Source organism: Streptacidiphilus rugosus AM-16 (genome assembly GCF_000744655.1).
In the GTDB taxonomy this organism is placed as follows: Bacteria; Actinomycetota; Actinomycetes; order Streptomycetales; family Streptomycetaceae; genus Streptacidiphilus; species Streptacidiphilus rugosus.
Genome location: NZ_JQMJ01000004.1, coordinates 2,706,869 through 2,722,845, shown reverse-complemented (window position 1 = coordinate 2,722,845; position 15,977 = coordinate 2,706,869). Strand labels below are relative to the sequence as shown.

19 protein-coding genes and 1 pseudogene are annotated in these 15,977 nt (G+C 73.3%); 9 read left to right on the top strand and 11 right to left on the bottom strand.

The genetic code is table 11. From position 1 onward, the window contains the following. Positions 1–93 precede the first annotated feature (93 nt). Positions 94–1,785, top strand: coding sequence for a glycosyl hydrolase family 8 (locus BS83_RS21385; protein WP_063774206.1), 1,692 nt, complete (start codon positions 94–96; stop codon positions 1,783–1,785). Between the two features lie 124 nt (positions 1,786–1,909). Here the strand turns inward: BS83_RS21385 and BS83_RS21380 are convergent, their stop codons facing one another. From BS83_RS21380 to BS83_RS21360, 5 genes are all read right to left on the bottom strand, one after another. Then, on the bottom strand, positions 1,910–2,467 hold the full coding sequence (locus BS83_RS21380) for an MOSC domain-containing protein (RefSeq protein ID WP_198035275.1): 558 nt from the start codon (positions 2,465–2,467) through the stop codon (positions 1,910–1,912). A gap of 47 nt (positions 2,468–2,514) precedes the next feature. Beyond that, positions 2,515–3,075, bottom strand: coding sequence for a hypothetical protein (locus BS83_RS46570; RefSeq protein WP_198035274.1), 561 nt, complete (start codon positions 3,073–3,075; stop codon positions 2,515–2,517). Further along, positions 3,075–4,265, bottom strand: coding sequence for a molybdopterin-dependent oxidoreductase (locus BS83_RS21370; protein WP_084713792.1), 1,191 nt, complete (start codon positions 4,263–4,265; stop codon positions 3,075–3,077). The genes BS83_RS46570 and BS83_RS21370 overlap by 1 nt, the downstream gene beginning before the upstream one ends. 79 nt (positions 4,266–4,344) lie before the next feature. Then, positions 4,345–5,109 (bottom strand): AIM24 family protein, encoded by a 765-nt coding sequence (locus BS83_RS21365; protein WP_037605235.1) that lies wholly within the window; start codon positions 5,107–5,109, stop codon positions 4,345–4,347. 153 nt (positions 5,110–5,262) lie between these two features. After that, entirely contained in the window at positions 5,263–5,892 is a 630-nt protein-coding gene (locus tag BS83_RS21360; RefSeq protein WP_037605234.1) for a hypothetical protein, read from the bottom strand. Positions 5,893–6,155: 263 nt separating this feature from the next. Here BS83_RS21360 and BS83_RS21355 point away from each other — a divergent pair, with 263 nt between their 5' ends. Next, on the top strand, positions 6,156–6,500 hold the full coding sequence (locus BS83_RS21355; RefSeq protein WP_037605233.1) for a cupin domain-containing protein: 345 nt from the start codon (positions 6,156–6,158) through the stop codon (positions 6,498–6,500). 23 nt (positions 6,501–6,523) lie between these two features. On the opposite strand, the gene BS83_RS21350 is transcribed toward BS83_RS21355, so the two are convergent. Continuing rightward, positions 6,524–6,928, bottom strand: a complete 405-nt coding sequence (locus tag BS83_RS21350; protein ID WP_037605232.1) for an MmcQ/YjbR family DNA-binding protein — start codon at positions 6,926–6,928, stop codon at positions 6,524–6,526. Between the two features lie 116 nt (positions 6,929–7,044). On the opposite strand from BS83_RS21350, the gene BS83_RS21345 reads away from it, so the two are divergent. Then, on the top strand, positions 7,045–7,914 hold the full coding sequence (locus BS83_RS21345; protein ID WP_051945483.1) for an SAM-dependent methyltransferase: 870 nt from the start codon (positions 7,045–7,047) through the stop codon (positions 7,912–7,914). Between the two features lie 13 nt (positions 7,915–7,927). Here the strand turns inward: BS83_RS21345 and BS83_RS21340 are convergent, their stop codons facing one another. The 3 genes from BS83_RS21340 to BS83_RS45600 all read right to left on the bottom strand — a co-directional run bounded on the left by BS83_RS21340 (position 7,928) and on the right by BS83_RS45600 (position 9,281). Continuing rightward, entirely contained in the window at positions 7,928–8,308 is a 381-nt protein-coding gene (locus BS83_RS21340; protein ID WP_037605231.1) for an RNA-binding S4 domain-containing protein, read from the bottom strand. Between the two features lie 98 nt (positions 8,309–8,406). Continuing rightward, positions 8,407–9,126, bottom strand: coding sequence for a hypothetical protein (locus BS83_RS21335; RefSeq protein ID WP_037605230.1), 720 nt, complete (start codon positions 9,124–9,126; stop codon positions 8,407–8,409). Continuing rightward, positions 9,123–9,281 (bottom strand): hypothetical protein, encoded by a 159-nt coding sequence (locus BS83_RS45600; RefSeq protein ID WP_157597265.1) that lies wholly within the window; start codon positions 9,279–9,281, stop codon positions 9,123–9,125. The genes BS83_RS21335 and BS83_RS45600 overlap by 4 nt, the downstream gene beginning before the upstream one ends. 304 nt (positions 9,282–9,585) lie before the next feature. Between BS83_RS45600 and BS83_RS21330 the strand changes: the two genes are divergently transcribed. The 6 genes and pseudogenes from BS83_RS21330 to BS83_RS48945 all read left to right on the top strand — a co-directional run. Continuing rightward, positions 9,586–9,888, top strand: coding sequence for an urease subunit gamma (locus BS83_RS21330; protein ID WP_037605229.1), 303 nt, complete (start codon positions 9,586–9,588; stop codon positions 9,886–9,888). Between the two features lie 36 nt (positions 9,889–9,924). Beyond that, on the top strand, positions 9,925–10,251 hold the full coding sequence (locus tag BS83_RS21325) for an urease subunit beta (RefSeq protein ID WP_037609572.1): 327 nt from the start codon (positions 9,925–9,927) through the stop codon (positions 10,249–10,251). Next, on the top strand, positions 10,248–12,008 hold the full coding sequence (locus BS83_RS21320) for an urease subunit alpha (RefSeq protein WP_051943523.1): 1,761 nt from the start codon (positions 10,248–10,250) through the stop codon (positions 12,006–12,008). The genes BS83_RS21325 and BS83_RS21320 overlap by 4 nt, the downstream gene beginning before the upstream one ends. 66 nt (positions 12,009–12,074) lie before the next feature. Then, the gene (locus BS83_RS21315) at positions 12,075–12,755 is read left to right on the top strand and encodes an urease accessory protein UreF (RefSeq protein WP_037605228.1); all 681 of its coding nucleotides are present in this window, start codon (positions 12,075–12,077) and stop codon (positions 12,753–12,755) included. 34 nt (positions 12,756–12,789) lie between these two features. After that, positions 12,790–13,470, top strand: a complete 681-nt coding sequence (gene ureG / locus BS83_RS21310; protein ID WP_037605227.1) for an urease accessory protein UreG — start codon at positions 12,790–12,792, stop codon at positions 13,468–13,470. Positions 13,471–13,631: 161 nt separating this feature from the next. Then, positions 13,632–14,030, top strand: a pseudogene (locus BS83_RS48945) (urease accessory protein UreD); the annotation flags it as partial. A 224-nt stretch (positions 14,031–14,254) separates the two neighbouring features. Here the strand turns inward: BS83_RS48945 and BS83_RS48940 are convergent. Together BS83_RS48940 and BS83_RS21295 are read right to left on the bottom strand one after the other, a co-directional pair. Continuing rightward, complete coding sequence (locus BS83_RS48940) at positions 14,255–15,229, bottom strand: alpha/beta hydrolase (protein ID WP_051943521.1); 975 nt, start codon at positions 15,227–15,229, stop codon at positions 14,255–14,257. Then, positions 15,226–15,960 carry a glucose 1-dehydrogenase gene (locus BS83_RS21295; protein WP_037605226.1) on the bottom strand — a complete coding sequence of 245 codons (735 nt, stop codon included), beginning with the start codon at positions 15,958–15,960 and terminating at the stop codon, positions 15,226–15,228. Before BS83_RS21295 ends, BS83_RS48940 begins: the two co-directional genes overlap by 4 nt. Positions 15,961–15,977 lie beyond the last annotated feature (17 nt).

Here is a 15,977-nt window from a genome sequence, read left to right as displayed (position 1 = left end):
GCGCTCAGGACGGGGCGGGAGACTCACCGGCATCTCAGTTAGGAAAGTTTCCTAACCCAATTGAGGCTTCAACTTCCCTTGCGAGGAGTGTCGATGGTCCGTACTCCGCAACGCGTCCTGGCGGGAGTGGCCGCAGCGGCCGCCATCGCCGCCGGGTTCGCCGTGGCGGGCGGCAGCGCCCACGCCGCCGCGACGCCGGCGATGCCGTTCCCGCAGCACCAGACCTACAAGGTGGGCGTGATGCCCTCCGCCTCCCAGGCGAGCCGCGACGCCGCGGTCGAGAAGCAGTACAACTCCTGGAAGAGCAGCTATCTCGTCCACGGCTGTGCCTCGAACGAGTACTACGTCTCGACCAAGGGCGACGGCGACGCCACCAACAACGGCACGGTGTCCGAAGCCCAGGGCTACGGCATGAACATCGTGCCGCTGATGGCCGGTTACGACGCCGACGCGCAGACCGAGTTCAACGGCCTCTGGCAGCTGGTCAAGGACCACAAGGACCAGTGGGGCCTGATGCAGTGGCAGCTGGACGGCAAGAGCTGCAAGTACTACAGCTCCGGCACCCCGGACGCCGCCACCGACGGCGACCTCGACATCGGCTACGGCCTGATCCTCGCGGACAGGCAGTGGGGTGGCTACACCGCCGACGCGAAGGCCTGGCTGGCGAGCGTCTACGCCCACGACGTGACCTCCGACGGCCACCTCAAGTGCGAGGACGACGGCCCGTCCACCGACACCCGTCCGTCCGACAACATGCTGGACCACCTGCGCGCCTTCGCCGCCTACGACACCGCGCACGACTGGACCAAGGTCGTCGACCGGATGCAGGCGATCGTCACCGAGTTCACCGGCGCCTACTCCTCCAGCGCCGGACTGATGTCCGACTTCGTGGTCAACGCCAACACCACCTCGCCCTCCCCGGCGCCCGCCAACTACCAGGAGGACCAGCCGGACAACATCGTCGGCTACAACTCCATCCGCGTCCCGTGGCACCTGGGCACCGACGCGCTGCTCAACGGCTCCACCACGGCGGCGGTCTCCTACGCCGACGCGAAGAAGTGGTCGGCCTGCACCAAGGGACTGGCGGGCGGCAACCCGGCCAAGGTCCAGCCGCACATCAAGCTGAACTGCGCCAACGGAAACGTCTCCGGAGACACGACGGCCGAGGAGGCGGGAGACTCGATCGGCCCCGCCGCCATGGCCGCCGGCGACCAGGCCTGGACCGACGCCATCTGGAGCCAGCTCGGGAGCAACCCCTTCGGTGACTCCTACTACGGCGAGACCATCAAGATGCTGGTCTACCTGGTGATGGCCGGGGACTACTGGAGCCCGACCGCAGGCGCCGCCGGCCCCTCGTCCAGCCCCTCGGCGTCGCCCACCCAGACCCCCGCGCTCTACGAGGCGGAGGCCTCCGCGAACACGCTCGCCGGCGGAGCCAAGGCCGTCGCCTGCGCGTCGGGCTGCTCCGGCGGCTCGCGTGTCGGCTACATCGGATACAGCACCTCGGCCACCGGAACCCTGACCATCAACGGGGTCAAGGCGGTCGCCGCAGGCAGCTACCCGCTGGCCATCAGCTTCGTCAACGGGGCCACCAGCGCCCGCACGGCGACGGTGACGGTCGACGGCGTCGCCCACACCGTCAGCGTGCCGCCGCTCGGGACCTTCAGCGCTCCGCAGCCGCAGACCATCACCATCGACGTCCAGCTCAACGCCGGCAGCGGCAACACGATCGCGTTCACCAACGCCTCGTCCCGCGCCCCCGACGTGGACAGCGTCCGGGTCTGACGAGCCGACGCGACGCCCGCCGCCTCCCACCAGGACGCGGCGGGCGTCGCGTGCGCTCGGAAGCGCGCGTTCGGAAGCGTCCGTTCGGAAGCGGCGTTCAGACGTCCCCGTCGGTCGCCCTCGTTCAGACGCGTTCGAGCGGCTGGTGCGGGCCGTCCGGCAGCTCGACGGTGATGGCGTCGCCCGGGCGGACCTCGCCGCTCGCCAGGACCACGGCCATGATCCCCGCCTTGCGCACGATCTCGCCCAGCTCGTTCCTGCCGACGACCTTCTTGAGCAGGCCGCGCTGGAAGTTCTCGATCTGCGGGCAGGGATTGCGCAGGCCGGTGATCTCGATCTCGGCCTCCGCGCCCAGCCGCAGGCGTGCGCCGCGGGGCAGGCCGAGCAGGTCGATCCCCCGCGTCGTGATGTTCTCGCCCATGGCGCCGGGGATGACCTCGTGACCCGCCTCGCGCAGTTCGTCGTGCAGCTCGGCGTGGATCAGGTGGACCTGGCGGAGGTTGGGCTGGGTCGGGTCGGCCGCGACGCGCGAGAGGTGCTGCACGGTGACGCCCAGATGAGCGTCACCGTCGACCCCCAGGCCCTCCAGCAGCCGGATGCCGGCCACGTTCGGCTTGCTGAAGTTGTGCGTCGCGTCACGGCTGACGGCGGTCACCGTCGCGCCGACCGATATGTCGCCCATGTGCTGCGGCACCTCTCTCGCCGGTGGTCAGCTTGCGACCCATTCTCTCAGCCGGGCCGTGCGGGGCTGCGTCGGGCCCCGCGCGAGGTCCGCCGGACGCGCACCGCCTGCCGGGCCCGCCGCAGTCGGCCCAGCGCGGGCGGAACCCTGGGCGCGACCGCCCGGCCGACCGCGATCGCCCCGACCACCACCGCGACCGCCGCCAGCGACAGCAGCAGGTTCCGCAGATAGGGCAGCGGCAGCAGGCTCGCGTTGCCGTGGTCGACCCCGGCGCGCAGCACGGCCGGCAGCCCCACGGCGGTCAGCGCGGCGGCGACGACCAGCCCGGCGCGCAGCAGCGGGCGGCGGACCAGGGCGGTGCCGGCGAGCAGGACCAGCGGCAGCCACAGCCCGTCGTGCAGGACGAGCCCGCCGACGCCCCAGAACAGCACCGACAAGGGGTCCCCGATGTAGGGGTCGTGGAGCAGGCCGTAGATCCCGTAGCTGATCACGCCGGCCCCGGCCGCACCGGTCAGCACCCTCACCGCCCGCGCAGCCCGGACCGACCGGGCCTTCCGCGGTGCCTGCGTCGCCCCCGCCGTCCGCCCCGTCCGCCCCGTCCGCGCCATCAGAGCACCTCCAGCCGGGAGACCCACTTGGTCTGCAGCACGCCGGGCCGGTTCGGCGCGATGATCCGGGCCGGGTAGCCGTGGTCCGGGTGCAGCGGGAGGCCGTTGACGCGCAGGGCCAGCAGCGTCAGCGGGTCGCGGGCGTAGGTGTGCGGCATCTCCATGACGGCGTACGGACCGTCGGCCTCCAGCGAGGTCACCCGGATCAGCGCTCCGGGCGGTGCACCGGCCCGGTCCAGCAGGTCGCGCAGCCGGACGCCGCCCCAGCGGGCGGAGGCGCTCCACCCCTCCACGCAGGCGATCGGCAGCTCGGCCTCCGCCTGGGGCAGGGCCAGTAGTTCGGCCATGGTGAGGGTGTAGGGGCGCGGGCCGTCCACCCGCAGCCGCCAGTCGGCCGGCGTCCGGACGGTACCCGCCTGGGCGGCGGTCCGGTTGACCGGCAGCCCCTGCGGGCCGAGGTCGGGTCGGCGCGGGGCCAGCAGGTCGAGGGAGCGCAGCCACGGCACGGTCTGACCGGCCGTCACCAGGGTGACCGCGCCGACCGCGGCCGCCACCGTGCCCAGCATCGCCCGCCGTCCGGCGAGCGCGGGCCTGCTGCGACGCCAGTGCTCGGCGATCTCCGGCCCCTTCGCGGAGATGTGCAGCAACAGGCCGCCGACCGCGATCCAGGCGAGCCAGAAGTGCGTCTGCCGGAACGGGAACGGCCACGGGTACCACTGCAGCGTGTTGAGCAGCCCGGTGAACAGTTCCAACACCATCGAGCCGACCAGCAGCGCGACGCCCAGCCGCTCCAGTGCGTGCCGGACGCTGCGCGCCGGCGGCCAGGCGAACAGCCTGGGGTAGACGGTCCACAGCTTCGCGCCCAGCAGCGGGATCGCGGCGATGCCGCTGATCACGTGAAGGCCCTGGGTGATCCGGTAGCCCTGCACCGGGCGGCTCGGCAGGTGGTCCCTGAGCCAGCCCGGCGGCTGCTGCAGCTCGTGACTGATCAGACCGGTCACGAAACAGGTCAGCACGGCCAGGCCGAGCCATCGCCCGATCACGACCGCGGTCCGCGGCTCGTGCAGCCGGGAGCGGAACGCGCCCTCGCGCAGCGGCCCGCGCCGCAGGGCCTCGGGGGGCGTCGGCAGGGGCAGGTCCAGCGGGCGCCGCCGGGACGGCGGGGTCGGCGGAGTGGTGCGCGGTCTCATGTCTCCATGAGACCGCTGCTCAGCAGGGTTGCGGTGGTTCGCCCCGGCTACGGAAGTCTTACGTCGGGGCGGGAGCGCGTCAGCGCATCATGCCGCCGAGGAGGCCGCCCATGCCGGCCGCTTCCGCGTTCTCGGCCCCGTTGCCCGGCATGTACGGGGCGAGGGAGTGGGCGAGGTTGGGCAGCGGCATGCTCTGCAGCCAGATCTGGCCCGGGCCGGTGAGCGCGACGAGGTGGAAGCCGTCGCCACCGAAGATCTTGTTGGCGATGCCGGGGACCCGGGTGATGGTGAACTGGACCTGGAGGTCGAACATGCCGACGTGGCCCGGGTGCACCAGCATGGTCTGGCCGGGGCCGAGCGTGTAGGTGGTCAGCTCGCCGGAGAGCTCGATCCAGGCGCGCCCCTGGCCCTCCAGCTTCTGCATGACGAAGCCGTCGCCGCCCCAGAGGCCGCCGCGGAACGACTGCTGCAGGCCGACCGACGGGGTGATCCCCGGGGTCCCGCACAGCCATCCGTGCCGGTGCACCATGAAGGCGCGGCCCGGGGTGATGTCGACCGGCACGATGTGACCGGGGACCTTGGACGCGAAGGCGACCAGTCCGGCCGTGCCCTGCGCCTGGTACTGGGTCAGGAAGAGGCTGCCGCCGCCCAGGACGCGCTTCATGGCGCCCATGAACCCGCCGCCGCCACCACCCTGGCCCTGGTTGCCCGTCGACATCGTCTGCGACATCTGCATGTTGGCCGACATCCACGACAGTTCGCCGTGCGGGGTCACCACGCTCTCGCCCGGCGCCAACTGCACCTCGAGCACCGGCATGGTGCTGCCCTTGATCTCAGCCTGCATGGCGGCTGTCCTCCCGTTTCCTGGTCGCTGCCCCCGCACGTTATCGTCCGCGGCGCGCAGCGCACAGCGTCACCCCCGGACTGTTGCCGGACCGGGACGGTACGGGGACGGAAGGGACAGAAGAGGACAGGGTCGAGAGCTTTTCACGCGGGTTCAGGCCAGCGCGCGCACCAGGCCGTGGAGCCAGTCGGCGTACCGGGGCGTGCCCCGCAGGTGCTCGGGGATCAGGAAGGCCCGGCCGCCGACGCTGCGGATCCGGTCGTCGAGGACCGGGATGACGGTGAGTGAGACCGAGAAGGGCTCCGCGCGCCGCCCGAGCTGCGCCTCGACCGCCCGGACGACCTCGCCCTCGGGCTGCCGGGCGCCGTCCGCGATCATGGCCTGGACGCCCGCGCGCTTGCGGGCGTTGTGCCACTTCATCGCCTCCGCCCAGCGCCGTTGCGCCGCCTCCCGCAGCGGGCCCGGCGCGACGCTCTCGAAGCCGGGCGGGCCGAAGCGGGCCCGGATGGCGGTGTCACGGGCGAAGTCCCCGGTCGGCTTGCCGAAGGCCTGCGCCACCGACGCCTGCCACCAGGCCCGCCAGGCCTCGGCGAGGGCCGGCTCGGCGGCGAGCCCTGCTTCCAACGAGGGGGCGGGCAGCGGGTCGATCGCCAGAGCGCCGGGCACCAGGCCCTCGGGCGCGACCTCGATGCGCTCCGCCGCGCGCAGCCACAGGGGGGACTCGAGCAACGAGCTCCACTCGTCCACCACGATCGTCCATGACGCCGCCCCCGCGACCTTCATCCGACGCCCCTCCGGCTCGCGCGCGGGATCTGTTGGAGCACTGACGGTACGCCGCCCACGTCACCCGTACCCGGGAAACCGTCGGATTGCGAACGAGGCCGGTGACCGCCTTACACCTTGCCGGTGGTGGGAAGGCCGCCCCTTTGGCAGCCTGGCGCTCGCCCGTGTCCGCACGCCCCACACACGCCGGAGCACGCCCCACCGAGGCCTGCTCCGCACCCCTGACCGAAGCACCGCCGACGCCGCCCCAGGAGCATCCGACCATGGCCATCGTCCTCCGCCACGCCGACCAGGCCGAGCTCGGCGCCTTCGCGCCCAAGCCGACCAGCACCAGCCAGGGGCAGCAGGAGGCGGCGCTGACCGTCTGGACCGCGCCGGAAGGTGTGGAGGCGGGGATCTGGGAGGCGACGCCGGGCCGCTTCACGGCCACACGCGAGGGCTACCACGAGATCTGCCAGATCCTGGCCGGCCGGGCGACGCTCACCCCGGACGGCGGCGCGCCCGTCGAGATCGGCCCCGGCGACACCCTGGTGACCCCGGCCGGCTGGAGCGGCGTCTGGGAGATCCACGAGACGCTGCGCAAGACCTACATCACGATCGACCTCTGAGGCGCGACCCCGCGCGCCTTCCCTCACTCCCCGTCGCGCTCACGCCGTCGTGTGCCGGGCCAGTCCAGGAGCAGTTGCTGCCTGCGCGGCAGTGAGGAGACGACCAGGTCGTAGGAGTCCTCGATCATCTCGTGGACCAGCCGTTCCGGCAGCGAGCCGTCCAGCAGCACGCTGTTCCAGTGGCGCTTGTTCAGGTGCCACCCGCCGGTGATCGCCGGGTGTTCCTCCCTCAGTCGGACGGCGAGTTCGGGATCGCACTTGAGGCTCACAGTGAGTGGCGGCGCACCGTCCAACTCGACGAGCGCGAACATCTTTCCACCCACCTTGAAGACGGAAGTCTCGGGATTGAAGGGGAAAGTTTCTTCAGATCCGTTGAATTCAAGGCAATAGGAACGAAGTTGACCGGGCGTGAAAGATCCGTGATGCATGCTGCCAGTCTCTCGTGCCACAGTTAGCATGGTGGGGATTTACGGGGAGGCGAAATGTCACCCCGGTCCGGGGTGTGGTGTTCTCGCGTGCGGGAACAGCTGGGGAGGTGTCCGCGGTGGACGAGAGCTGGGACTGGGCCACGGGTGAGGACGGCGGGGACGCCGCGCGCCACACGGAGCTGCGCACCGACATCCCGCACCCGGCGCGGATGTACGACTACTACCTCGGCGGCAAGGACAACTTCCCCGCCGACCGGGTCGCCGCCGAGCAGGTCGTCAAACTGCTGCCGACCGCACCGGCCGGCGCGCGGGCCAACCGGCGCTTCCTCGGCCGCGCGGTGCGCTACGCGGGCTCCCTGGGGATCCGTCAGTTCCTCGACATCGGCACCGGGATCCCGACGGCGAACAACACCCACGAGGTCGCGCAGCTGCTCGCGCCCGACGCGCGGGTGGTCTACGTGGACAACGACCCGATGGTGCTGACCCACGCCCGCGCACTGCTCAGCAGCACGCCCGAGGGCCGTACCGCCTACGTCGACGCGGACTTCCACGACCCGGCGTCGATCCTCAACGCCCCGGCGACGAAGGAACTGCTGGACTTCGACGAGCCGGTGGCCCTGCTCGTGGTGGCGCTGCTGCACTTCCTGCCCGACGGCGACGACCCGTACGGCCTGCTCGACCGGTACAAGCAGATGCTTCCGGCCGGCAGCGCGCTGATCCTCTCCCACGGCAGCGGCGACTTCCTCTCGCCCGAGGTGGCCGAGGCGGTGACCCGCGTCTACAGCGGTTCGGGCCTGCACATCGCCTCGCGCTCGCACGACGAGATCCTGCGCTTCGCCTCCGGCCACGGCTGGGAGCCGGTCGCTCCCGGGGTGGTCCCGGTCAACGAGTGGCACGCGGGCGCGGAGGACGTCAGCGACGACGACCGTGCCCTGACCGCGGAGGACGTCGCCGGCTACGGCGTGGTCTCGGTCAAGCGGGCCTGAGCCCGGGCCCGCCTCAGAGCCCCTTGAGCCGGTCCGTCTCGCGCCGTTCGCGCTTGGTGGGCCGGCCCGCGCCGCGGTCGCGGACCGGCAGCGCGGCGAGCAGCTCGCGGGGCGGGGGCGGCGGGCTCTTGTCGATCAGGCACTCGGCGGCGACCGGCGCGCCGACCCGCTTGACGACGGTCCGCTGGACGATCACGATGCGCTCCCGGCCCTCCTGCCGCAGCCGCACCTCGTCGCCGGGCTTCACCGGCTGCGCGGGCTTGGCCCGCTCGCCGTTCACCCGGACGTGCCCGGCCCGGCAGGCGGCCCCGGCCGCGGACCGGGTCTTGGCGAGCCGCACCGACCAGATCCAGGCGTCGACCCGCACCGGCGCGGTGGGAAGCTCCTGAGTCATGCAGCCACCATAGGCCCTGCCGGGCCGGGCCCGAGGCCGACCCGGAGTGCTCGGCGACGCCCGGCCGGCCGCGACGGTGTGGGCGTCGTCCCGGTGGGTCAGCCGTCCGTCGGGTCGCCGAGGCGGCCGAGTTGCAGCTGGAACCAGTCCAGGCGGGCCTGGAGCAGTGCGGCCTCGGCGGCGAGCTGGGGGACCAGGCCGTCGGCGCCGCCGGCCTGGTCGAGCGAGAGGGTGAGGTCGGCGGCGATCGGGGCGCGCGGCGCCGGGGGAGCGAGACGTTCGTCGCAGGCCGCGGTGACGCCGGGACCGCCCAGCCCCGCGTACGCGTCGAAGCGGAGCAGCGGCCGGTGCCCGGCGCAGACGGCGCAGCTGCCGGTGAGCGCGCGCCAGCCGAGGATTCCCTCGCCCGTGTCGAGCACGCCCTCGGACCGGCGGCCGCAGGCACAGCGAGGCCACAGGATCCGGCGGACCCGCTGCCGCTCGAAGCGCATGCCGCGTTCGTGGCGCAGGTAGACGCCCAGGACCGCGACCTCGAGCAGCACCGTGTCGCGGTACTCCGTCGCACAGCCGAGCTCGATCGCCGCGGCCGCGTCGTGCAGGCAGTAGAAGCCGCAGGCGCACCACCGCGACGGCGGCCGGTGCCGCCGCTCGTAACCGCAACGGGCGTCGTCGAGCGGCCCGTAGACGATGTCCCCGCCGAGCGACACCCCGCGGAAGCCCAGGCGGGCGCCGTCCGCGGAGAGCATCGGGCGGGCGATCTTGTACCCGACCGGCGGCCGGTCCGGACGCTCCCTGGGGGCGCGCCGGAAGGGTGTCACCGCTCCGCGCTCGAACCCGCCTGCGCGGGGGCGGGCGCGTCGACCGCCGGGTCGGCGGCGGTGGTCTCACTGGTGACGGTGGGGAGGGACTCCTCGACGGACGCGTCCACGACGTCCTCGGCGATGCCCGTGGCGACGATCTTGCCCAACCTCATGACAACCCCTTGCTCGGTGGTGTCGCTCCTGCTGGTGACTGTTCGCGACACCATGGTGACGCAGCGACGGCGGCGGCGGAAGAGGCCGTGCGTCCGATGACCGGAGGGCCCGCCCGGGTCGGCGCCGCGGAAGCGGCTCATGGACCGTCAGGTTACTTCTGTGTGACGCGCGTAGTTTCTGGCCGAGGTTCGCTGACCGGCGGCCCCGGCTTCGGCTACGGTGGCCGCACTCGTGGCACGCGGCGGCACAGGGCGGTGCCCCTGCGGCGACGAGTCCGGCCTCCCACCCGAGGAGCAGCGTCCGATGAGACTCACCCCGCACGAGCAGGAACGACTGCTCATCCATGTGGCCGCCGACGTCGCCTCCGCCCGCAGAGCGCGCGGGCTGAGGCTCAACCATCCCGAGGCGCTCGCGATCCTGACCGTCCATGTGCTGGAGGGCGCCCGCGACGGGCGGACCGTCGCCGAACTGATGGAGTCGGGGCGTTCGGTGCTGGGCCGCGCGGACGTGATGGAGGGCGTGCCGGAGATGATCCCCGACGTCCAGGTCGAGGCGACCTTCCCCGACGGCACCAAGCTCGTCACCCTGCACGAGCCCATCCACTGACACGGCCCGACCGGAGGGGAAGCTGCGGAGATGTCCCTGATCCCAGGTGAACTGCTGCTCGGCGAGGGCGATGTCGCGCTCAACGTCGGGCGGGCGGTGACCGTGCTCACCGTCCTCAACACCGCCGACCGCCCGGTGCAGGTCGGCTCGCACTACCACTTCGCCGAGGCCAATCCGGGCCTCGACTTCGACCGCGCCGCCGCGCGCGGGCTCAGACTCAACATCCCCGCAGGGACCGCGGTCCGCTTCGAACCCGGCATCCCGGCCCGGGTGGAGCTGGTGCCGCTGGGCGGCCGCCGCGAGGTGCTGGGTCTGCGCGGCGGGACGGCCGGTCCCCTGGACGGGCCGGAGGAGGCGCGATGAGCGGGAATCCGGAAGCCGAAGGACCGCGCGCGGCGGCCCTGACGGTGACTCGGCGGCGCTACGCCGACCTCTACGGGCCGACCGTCGGGGACCGGATCCGGCTCGCCGACACCGACCTGCTGATCGAGGTCGAGGAGGACCGCTGCGGCGGCGGCGACGAGGCCGTCTTCGGCGGCGGCAAGGTGATCCGCGAGTCCATGGGGCAGAGTCGCGTCTCCCGGGCCGAGGGCGCGCCGGACACGGTCGTCACCGGCGCTGTCGTGCTGGACCACTGGGGCGTCGTCAAGGCCGACGTCGGCATCCGCGACGGCCGGATCACCGCCCTGGGCAAGGCCGGCAACCCCGAGACGATGGACGGCGTCCATCCGGACCTGGTGATCGGCCCAGAGACGGAGGTGATCGCCGGAAACGGCCGGATCCTCACCGCGGGGGCCGTGGACGCGCACGTGCACTTCATCTGCCCGCAGCTCTTCGAGGAGGCGCTCGCCTCCGGGGTGACCACCCTGGTCGGCGGCGGGACCGGCCCGGCCGAGGGCTCGAAGGCGACGACGATCACGCCAGGTTCCTGGCACCTGGCCCGGATGTTCGCGGCGGCGGAGCAGTACCCGGTCAACCTCGGACTGCTCGGCAAGGGCAACACGGTCTCCAGGGAGGCGATGCACGCGCAACTGCGCGGTGGCGCCGTCGGGTTCAAGATCCACGAGGACTGGGGTGCGACGCCCGCCGCGATCGACGCGTGCCTGCGCGTCTGCGAGGAGAGCGGCGCACAGCTGGCGCTGCACACGGACACGCTGAACGAGGCCGGATTCGTCCAGGACACCCTGGCCGCGATCGCCGGACGCGGGGTCCACGCCTACCACGCGGAGGGCGCGGGCGGCGGGCACGCGCCGGACATCATCACCGTCGTCTCCGAGCCGAACATCCTGCCCAGCTCCACCAATCCGACCCGCCCGCACACCCACAACACGGTGGCGGAGCACCTCGACATGCTGATGGTCTGCCACCATCTGAGCGCGAACGTGCCGGAGGACCTGGCCTTCGCCGAGTCGAGGATCCGGCCGACCACGATCGCGGCGGAGGACGTGCTGCACGACCTGGGCGCGATCTCGATCATCAGCTCGGACTCGCAGGCCATGGGCCGGATCGGCGAGGTGGTGCTGCGCACCTGGCAGACAGCGCACGTGATGAAGCGACGCCGCGGCGCGCTGCCCGGCGACGGGCGCGCGGACAACCGGCGTGCGCGCCGCTACGTGGCCAAGTACACGATCAATCCCGCGCTGGCCCAGGGCATGGCCGAGGAGATCGGCTCGGTGGAGCCGGGGAAGCTCGCCGACCTGGTGCTGTGGACGCCGGCCTTCTTCGGGGTGAAGCCCGATCTGGTGCTCAAGGGAGGGCAGATCGCCTGGGCCCAGATGGGGGACGCGAACGCCTCCATCCCGACCCCGCAGCCGGTGTTCCCCCGTCCCATGTTCGGCGGCATCGGGCGCGCTCCCTCGGCCAACTCGCTGAACTTCACCACCCGGTGGGCGCTCGACGACGGCCTGCCCGAGCGGCTCGCGGAGCGGCTCGGTGTGGCCAAGGCCTTCACGGCGATCACCGACACCCGGGCCGTGACCAAGAGCACGATGCGCGAGAACAGCGCCCTGCCCGGGGTCACCGTCGATCCTGACACCTTCACCGTGCGGATCGACGGCGACGTGGTCGAACCGCACCCGGCCGAGGAACTGCCCATGGCCCAGCGGTACTTCCTGTTCTGACCGCTTCGACCGTCCTGACCGGTCGCAATCCTGAGACGCCCCCGCCCGCGTGAAGAGGTCGTGACGATGGCAGTGCATCCGGCCCTCCTGGTCCTCGCCGACGGGCGTTTCCCCGCCGGGGGGCACGCGCACTCCGGCGGCGTCGAGGCGGCGGTCCGGGCCGGCCGGGTGCACGACGCGGTGAGTCTGGAGGCGTTCTGCACCGGACGGCTGCGCACGGTCGGGCTCACCTCGGCCGCGCTGGCGGCGGCCGCCGCCTCGGGCCTCGACCTGCTCGCCCTGGACGAGGCGGCCGAGGCGCGGACGCCCTCCCCGGCGCTGCGCGCCGTGTCCCGGCGGCTCGGCCGGCAACTGCTGCGCGCGGCGCGTGCGGCCTGGCCGGACCCCTCCCTGGACGCCCTCGCGCGCGAACTGCCGGGCGGCGGACACCAGGCGGTCGTCCTCGGGCTGGTCGCCGCGGTGGCCGGACTCCTGCCGGAGGACGCCGCGACGGCGGTGGCCTACGAGTCGGTCTCCGGGCCGGTCACCGCCTGCGTGCGACTGATCGGCCTGGATCCCTTCCGGGCGACCGCCGTCCTGGCCACGCTCGCCGAGCCGATCGGCGAAGTCGGCCGGACCGCCGTCGCAGCCGCTGCCGAGGCGTCCAGAACCGGCGACCTCGACCTCCTGCCGACGGCCGGGGCGCCCCTCCTCGACCTCCACGCCGAACAGCACGCAGCCTGGCCCGTCCGGCTCTTCGCGTCCTGACCGTCGCACGCCCGCCCCACGATCGGAGCCACCCATGCACCTCGACCCCGACCTCCCCGTCCACGACCACCACACCGCCCCGCCGCTCCCGGCGATCGGCGGACGCCGGGCGCTGCGGATCGGCCTCGGCGGCCCGGTCGGCTCGGGGAAGACCGCCACCGTCGCGGCGCTCTGCCGTGCGCTGCGCGACGAACTCTCGCTCGCCGTCGTCACCAACGACATCTACACCACCGAGGACGCCGAGTTCCTGCTGCGGAACGCCGTCCTGCCGCCCGAGCGGATCTCCGCCGTGGAGACCGGCTGCTGTCCCCACACCGCGATCCGCGACGACATCAGCGCCAACCTGGAAGCCGTCGAGGAGCTGGAGGCCGGGGTCGGCCCGCTCGACCTGGTGCTGGTCGAGAGCGGCGGCGACAACCTGACGGCCACCTTCAGCCGGGGTCTCGTCGACCACCAGATCTTCGTCATCGACGTCTCCGGGGGGGACAAGATCCCGCGCAAGGGCGGCCCCGGCGTCACCACGTCCGACCTGCTCGTCGTCAACAAGACCGATCTCGCCCCGCTCGTCGGCGCCGACCTCTCCGTCATGGCCAGGGACGCCGCCGCGCAGCGCGGCGACCTGCCCGTCGTCTTCTGTTCGCTCGCGCGGCCGGACGGCGTCGCGCCGATCGCGGCGTGGGTGCGCGAGCGGCTCGCCGAGTGGCAGCCGGTGTGAGCGGGGCCGGCCGCGTCACCGCGCTCGCCCGGATCGTCGCGGCCCCGGACGGGCGGGGCGGAACCGCGCTGCCGGTGCTGGCCGGTGACGGGCCGCTCGCGCTGCGCCGCAGTCGGCATCCGGAGCGCGAGGCCGCCGCCCATGTGGTCGTGGTGGGCGCGATGGCCGCCCCGCTCGGAGGGGACCGGCTGCGGATCGAGGTCGTGGTGGAGCCGGGGGCGCGGCTGCGTGTGTCCGCCGCGGCCGCCACCGTCAGCCTGCCCGGGCGCGAACCCGTCCCGGCCCACTACGAGCTCGATCTCACCGTCGGAGCGGAGGCCGAACTCGAGTGGCTCCCCGAACCGGTGATCGCCGCCTCGGGGAGCGAGCTGCGGCTGTGGACGCGGATCCGCCTCGACAGGACCGCCCGGTTGCTGTTGCGCGAGGAACAGGTGCTCGGCCGGCACGGCGAACCGCCGGGAAGGCTCGCGGCCCGACTGACGGTCCGCCGGGGCGACCGGCTGGTCCTCGACCAGTCGACCGACCTCGGCGGCACGGCCGGAGGCGCGCCGGGCTGGGACGGCCCCGCCGTGCTCGCCGATCACCGGGCGCTCGGCCAACTGCTCAGCACCGGACCGCTTCCGCCGTGGCCCGACCTCCCCTGCGGCGTCGAGGCCGCGCTCTTCGCGCTCGGGGACGGACTGACGCTGCTCAGCGCGCTGGCCCCCGACGCGCTCGTACTGCGCACCGCCCTCGCGCGGTGCGCAGCCCTACCCGGCGGACCCGGCCCGCAGGCCGCGGCCGCTCATGTCTGCCCGGCCCGCCGCCGCAGCCAGGACGCCGCGCCCGCCAGCGCCGACTCGGCCTCCGGCAACGCGCCCAGTACGCCGAGGAAGCCGTGGAACACGCCCGGGTGCAGCTGCACCTCCGCCGGGACGCCCGCCGCCGCCAGCCGGCGTGCGTAGGCGAGGGCCTGGTCCCGCAGGGTGTCGCAGTCGGCGACGACCAGCAGGGCCGGCGGCAGCCCGGCGAGATCGGCGGCGAGCACGGGGGAGGCCCGGGGGTCGTACGGGTCCCCGGACGGGCCCAGGTACTGGCGGGAGAACCACCGGATGTGGTCGATCGTCATGAAGTACCCCTGGGCGAACTCCTCCGCCGAGCCGCCCGCCACGTCCTGCTGGACGGAGGGGTAGATCAGCAGTTGCCCCGCGAGCGCCGGACCTCCCGCGTCCCGCAGCCCGAGCGCCGCGCCGACGGCGAGGTTCCCGCCGGCCGAGTCGCCGCCGACGAAGACGCGTGCCGGATCGCAGCCCAGCTCCGCCGCGTGGGCGACCGCCCAGGACAGGGCGGCGAGGGCGTCCTCCGCCGCCGCGGGGAAGGGATGCTCCGGTGCGAGCCGGTAGTCGACGGAGAGGACCGCCGCGCCGGTGCGGTGGGCGAGCTCCCTGGCGGTGCGGTCGTGGGTGTCCAGATCGCAGATCACGAAGCCGCCGCCGTGCAGGAAGACCAGCAGCGGTCGGCCGGCCGCGGTGTCCGGCCGGTAGAGCCGCATCGGCACCGGCACGGACCCGCCCGCGCCGAGGTCGCGCACCTCGGCGAGCACCGGCCCGCTCGGCCTGCCGTCCGTCGGGACGCCCGCCCTGGCCGCGGCCCGCATCGAGGCGACGGTGAGCGGCTCGCGCGCCGGATCGGGAAAGGCCGACGCCAGCAGGTCGCACAGCGCGCGAGCGGCCGGCGAGAGCCGGTCCGAAGCCTCTGGCGGAGTCTCGGACGTGGTCATGCGGTGGTCATCCCTCCGTCGACGGTGAACTCGGCGCCGGTGATGTAGGACGCGGCGTCGGACAGCAGGAAGCGGACGAGCCCGGCCACCTCCTCCGGCTGTCCGATCCGGCCCAGCGCGAGATGCGACCAGTCGCGGCCGGGCGTGGCCGCCCCGACCATCGGCGTCTCGATCGCGCCGGGGTGCACCGAGTTGACCCGGATCCGGTCCGGACCGAGATCCAGCGCGCTGGAGCGGGTCAGCCCGCGCAGGGCGAACTTCGTGGATCCGTAGGCCGCGTGACGGGGTATGCCGACCAGGCCCGCCGTCGAGGAGATGTTGACGATCGAGCCGCCGCCCGCGCGGCGGAGCTCCGGCAGCACCGCCTGGATCCCGAGGAACGGTCCGATCAGGTTGACCTGGAGCAGCGACTCGAAGCTCTCCCGCGTCTCCGCCTCGATCGTGGCGGTACGCCACACGGCCGCGTTGTTGACCAGGCCGTCGAGGCGGCCGAAGGCCGAGACCGCCGCGTCGGCCACGGCCGACCACTGCTTCGCGTCCGTGACGTCGTGCGGCACGAAGAGGGCGGCGGCTCCCAGAGCCCGGGCCGTGGCCCGGCCCTGTTCCTCCAGCACGTCCGTGAGCACGACGCGGGCCCCGGCCTCCGCGCACAGCCGGGCCTCGACCGCGCCCTGACCACGCGCCGCGCCGGTGATGACGACGACCTTCCCGTCGAGCGACGACGGATCCATGCGGCGACCCCCACCCG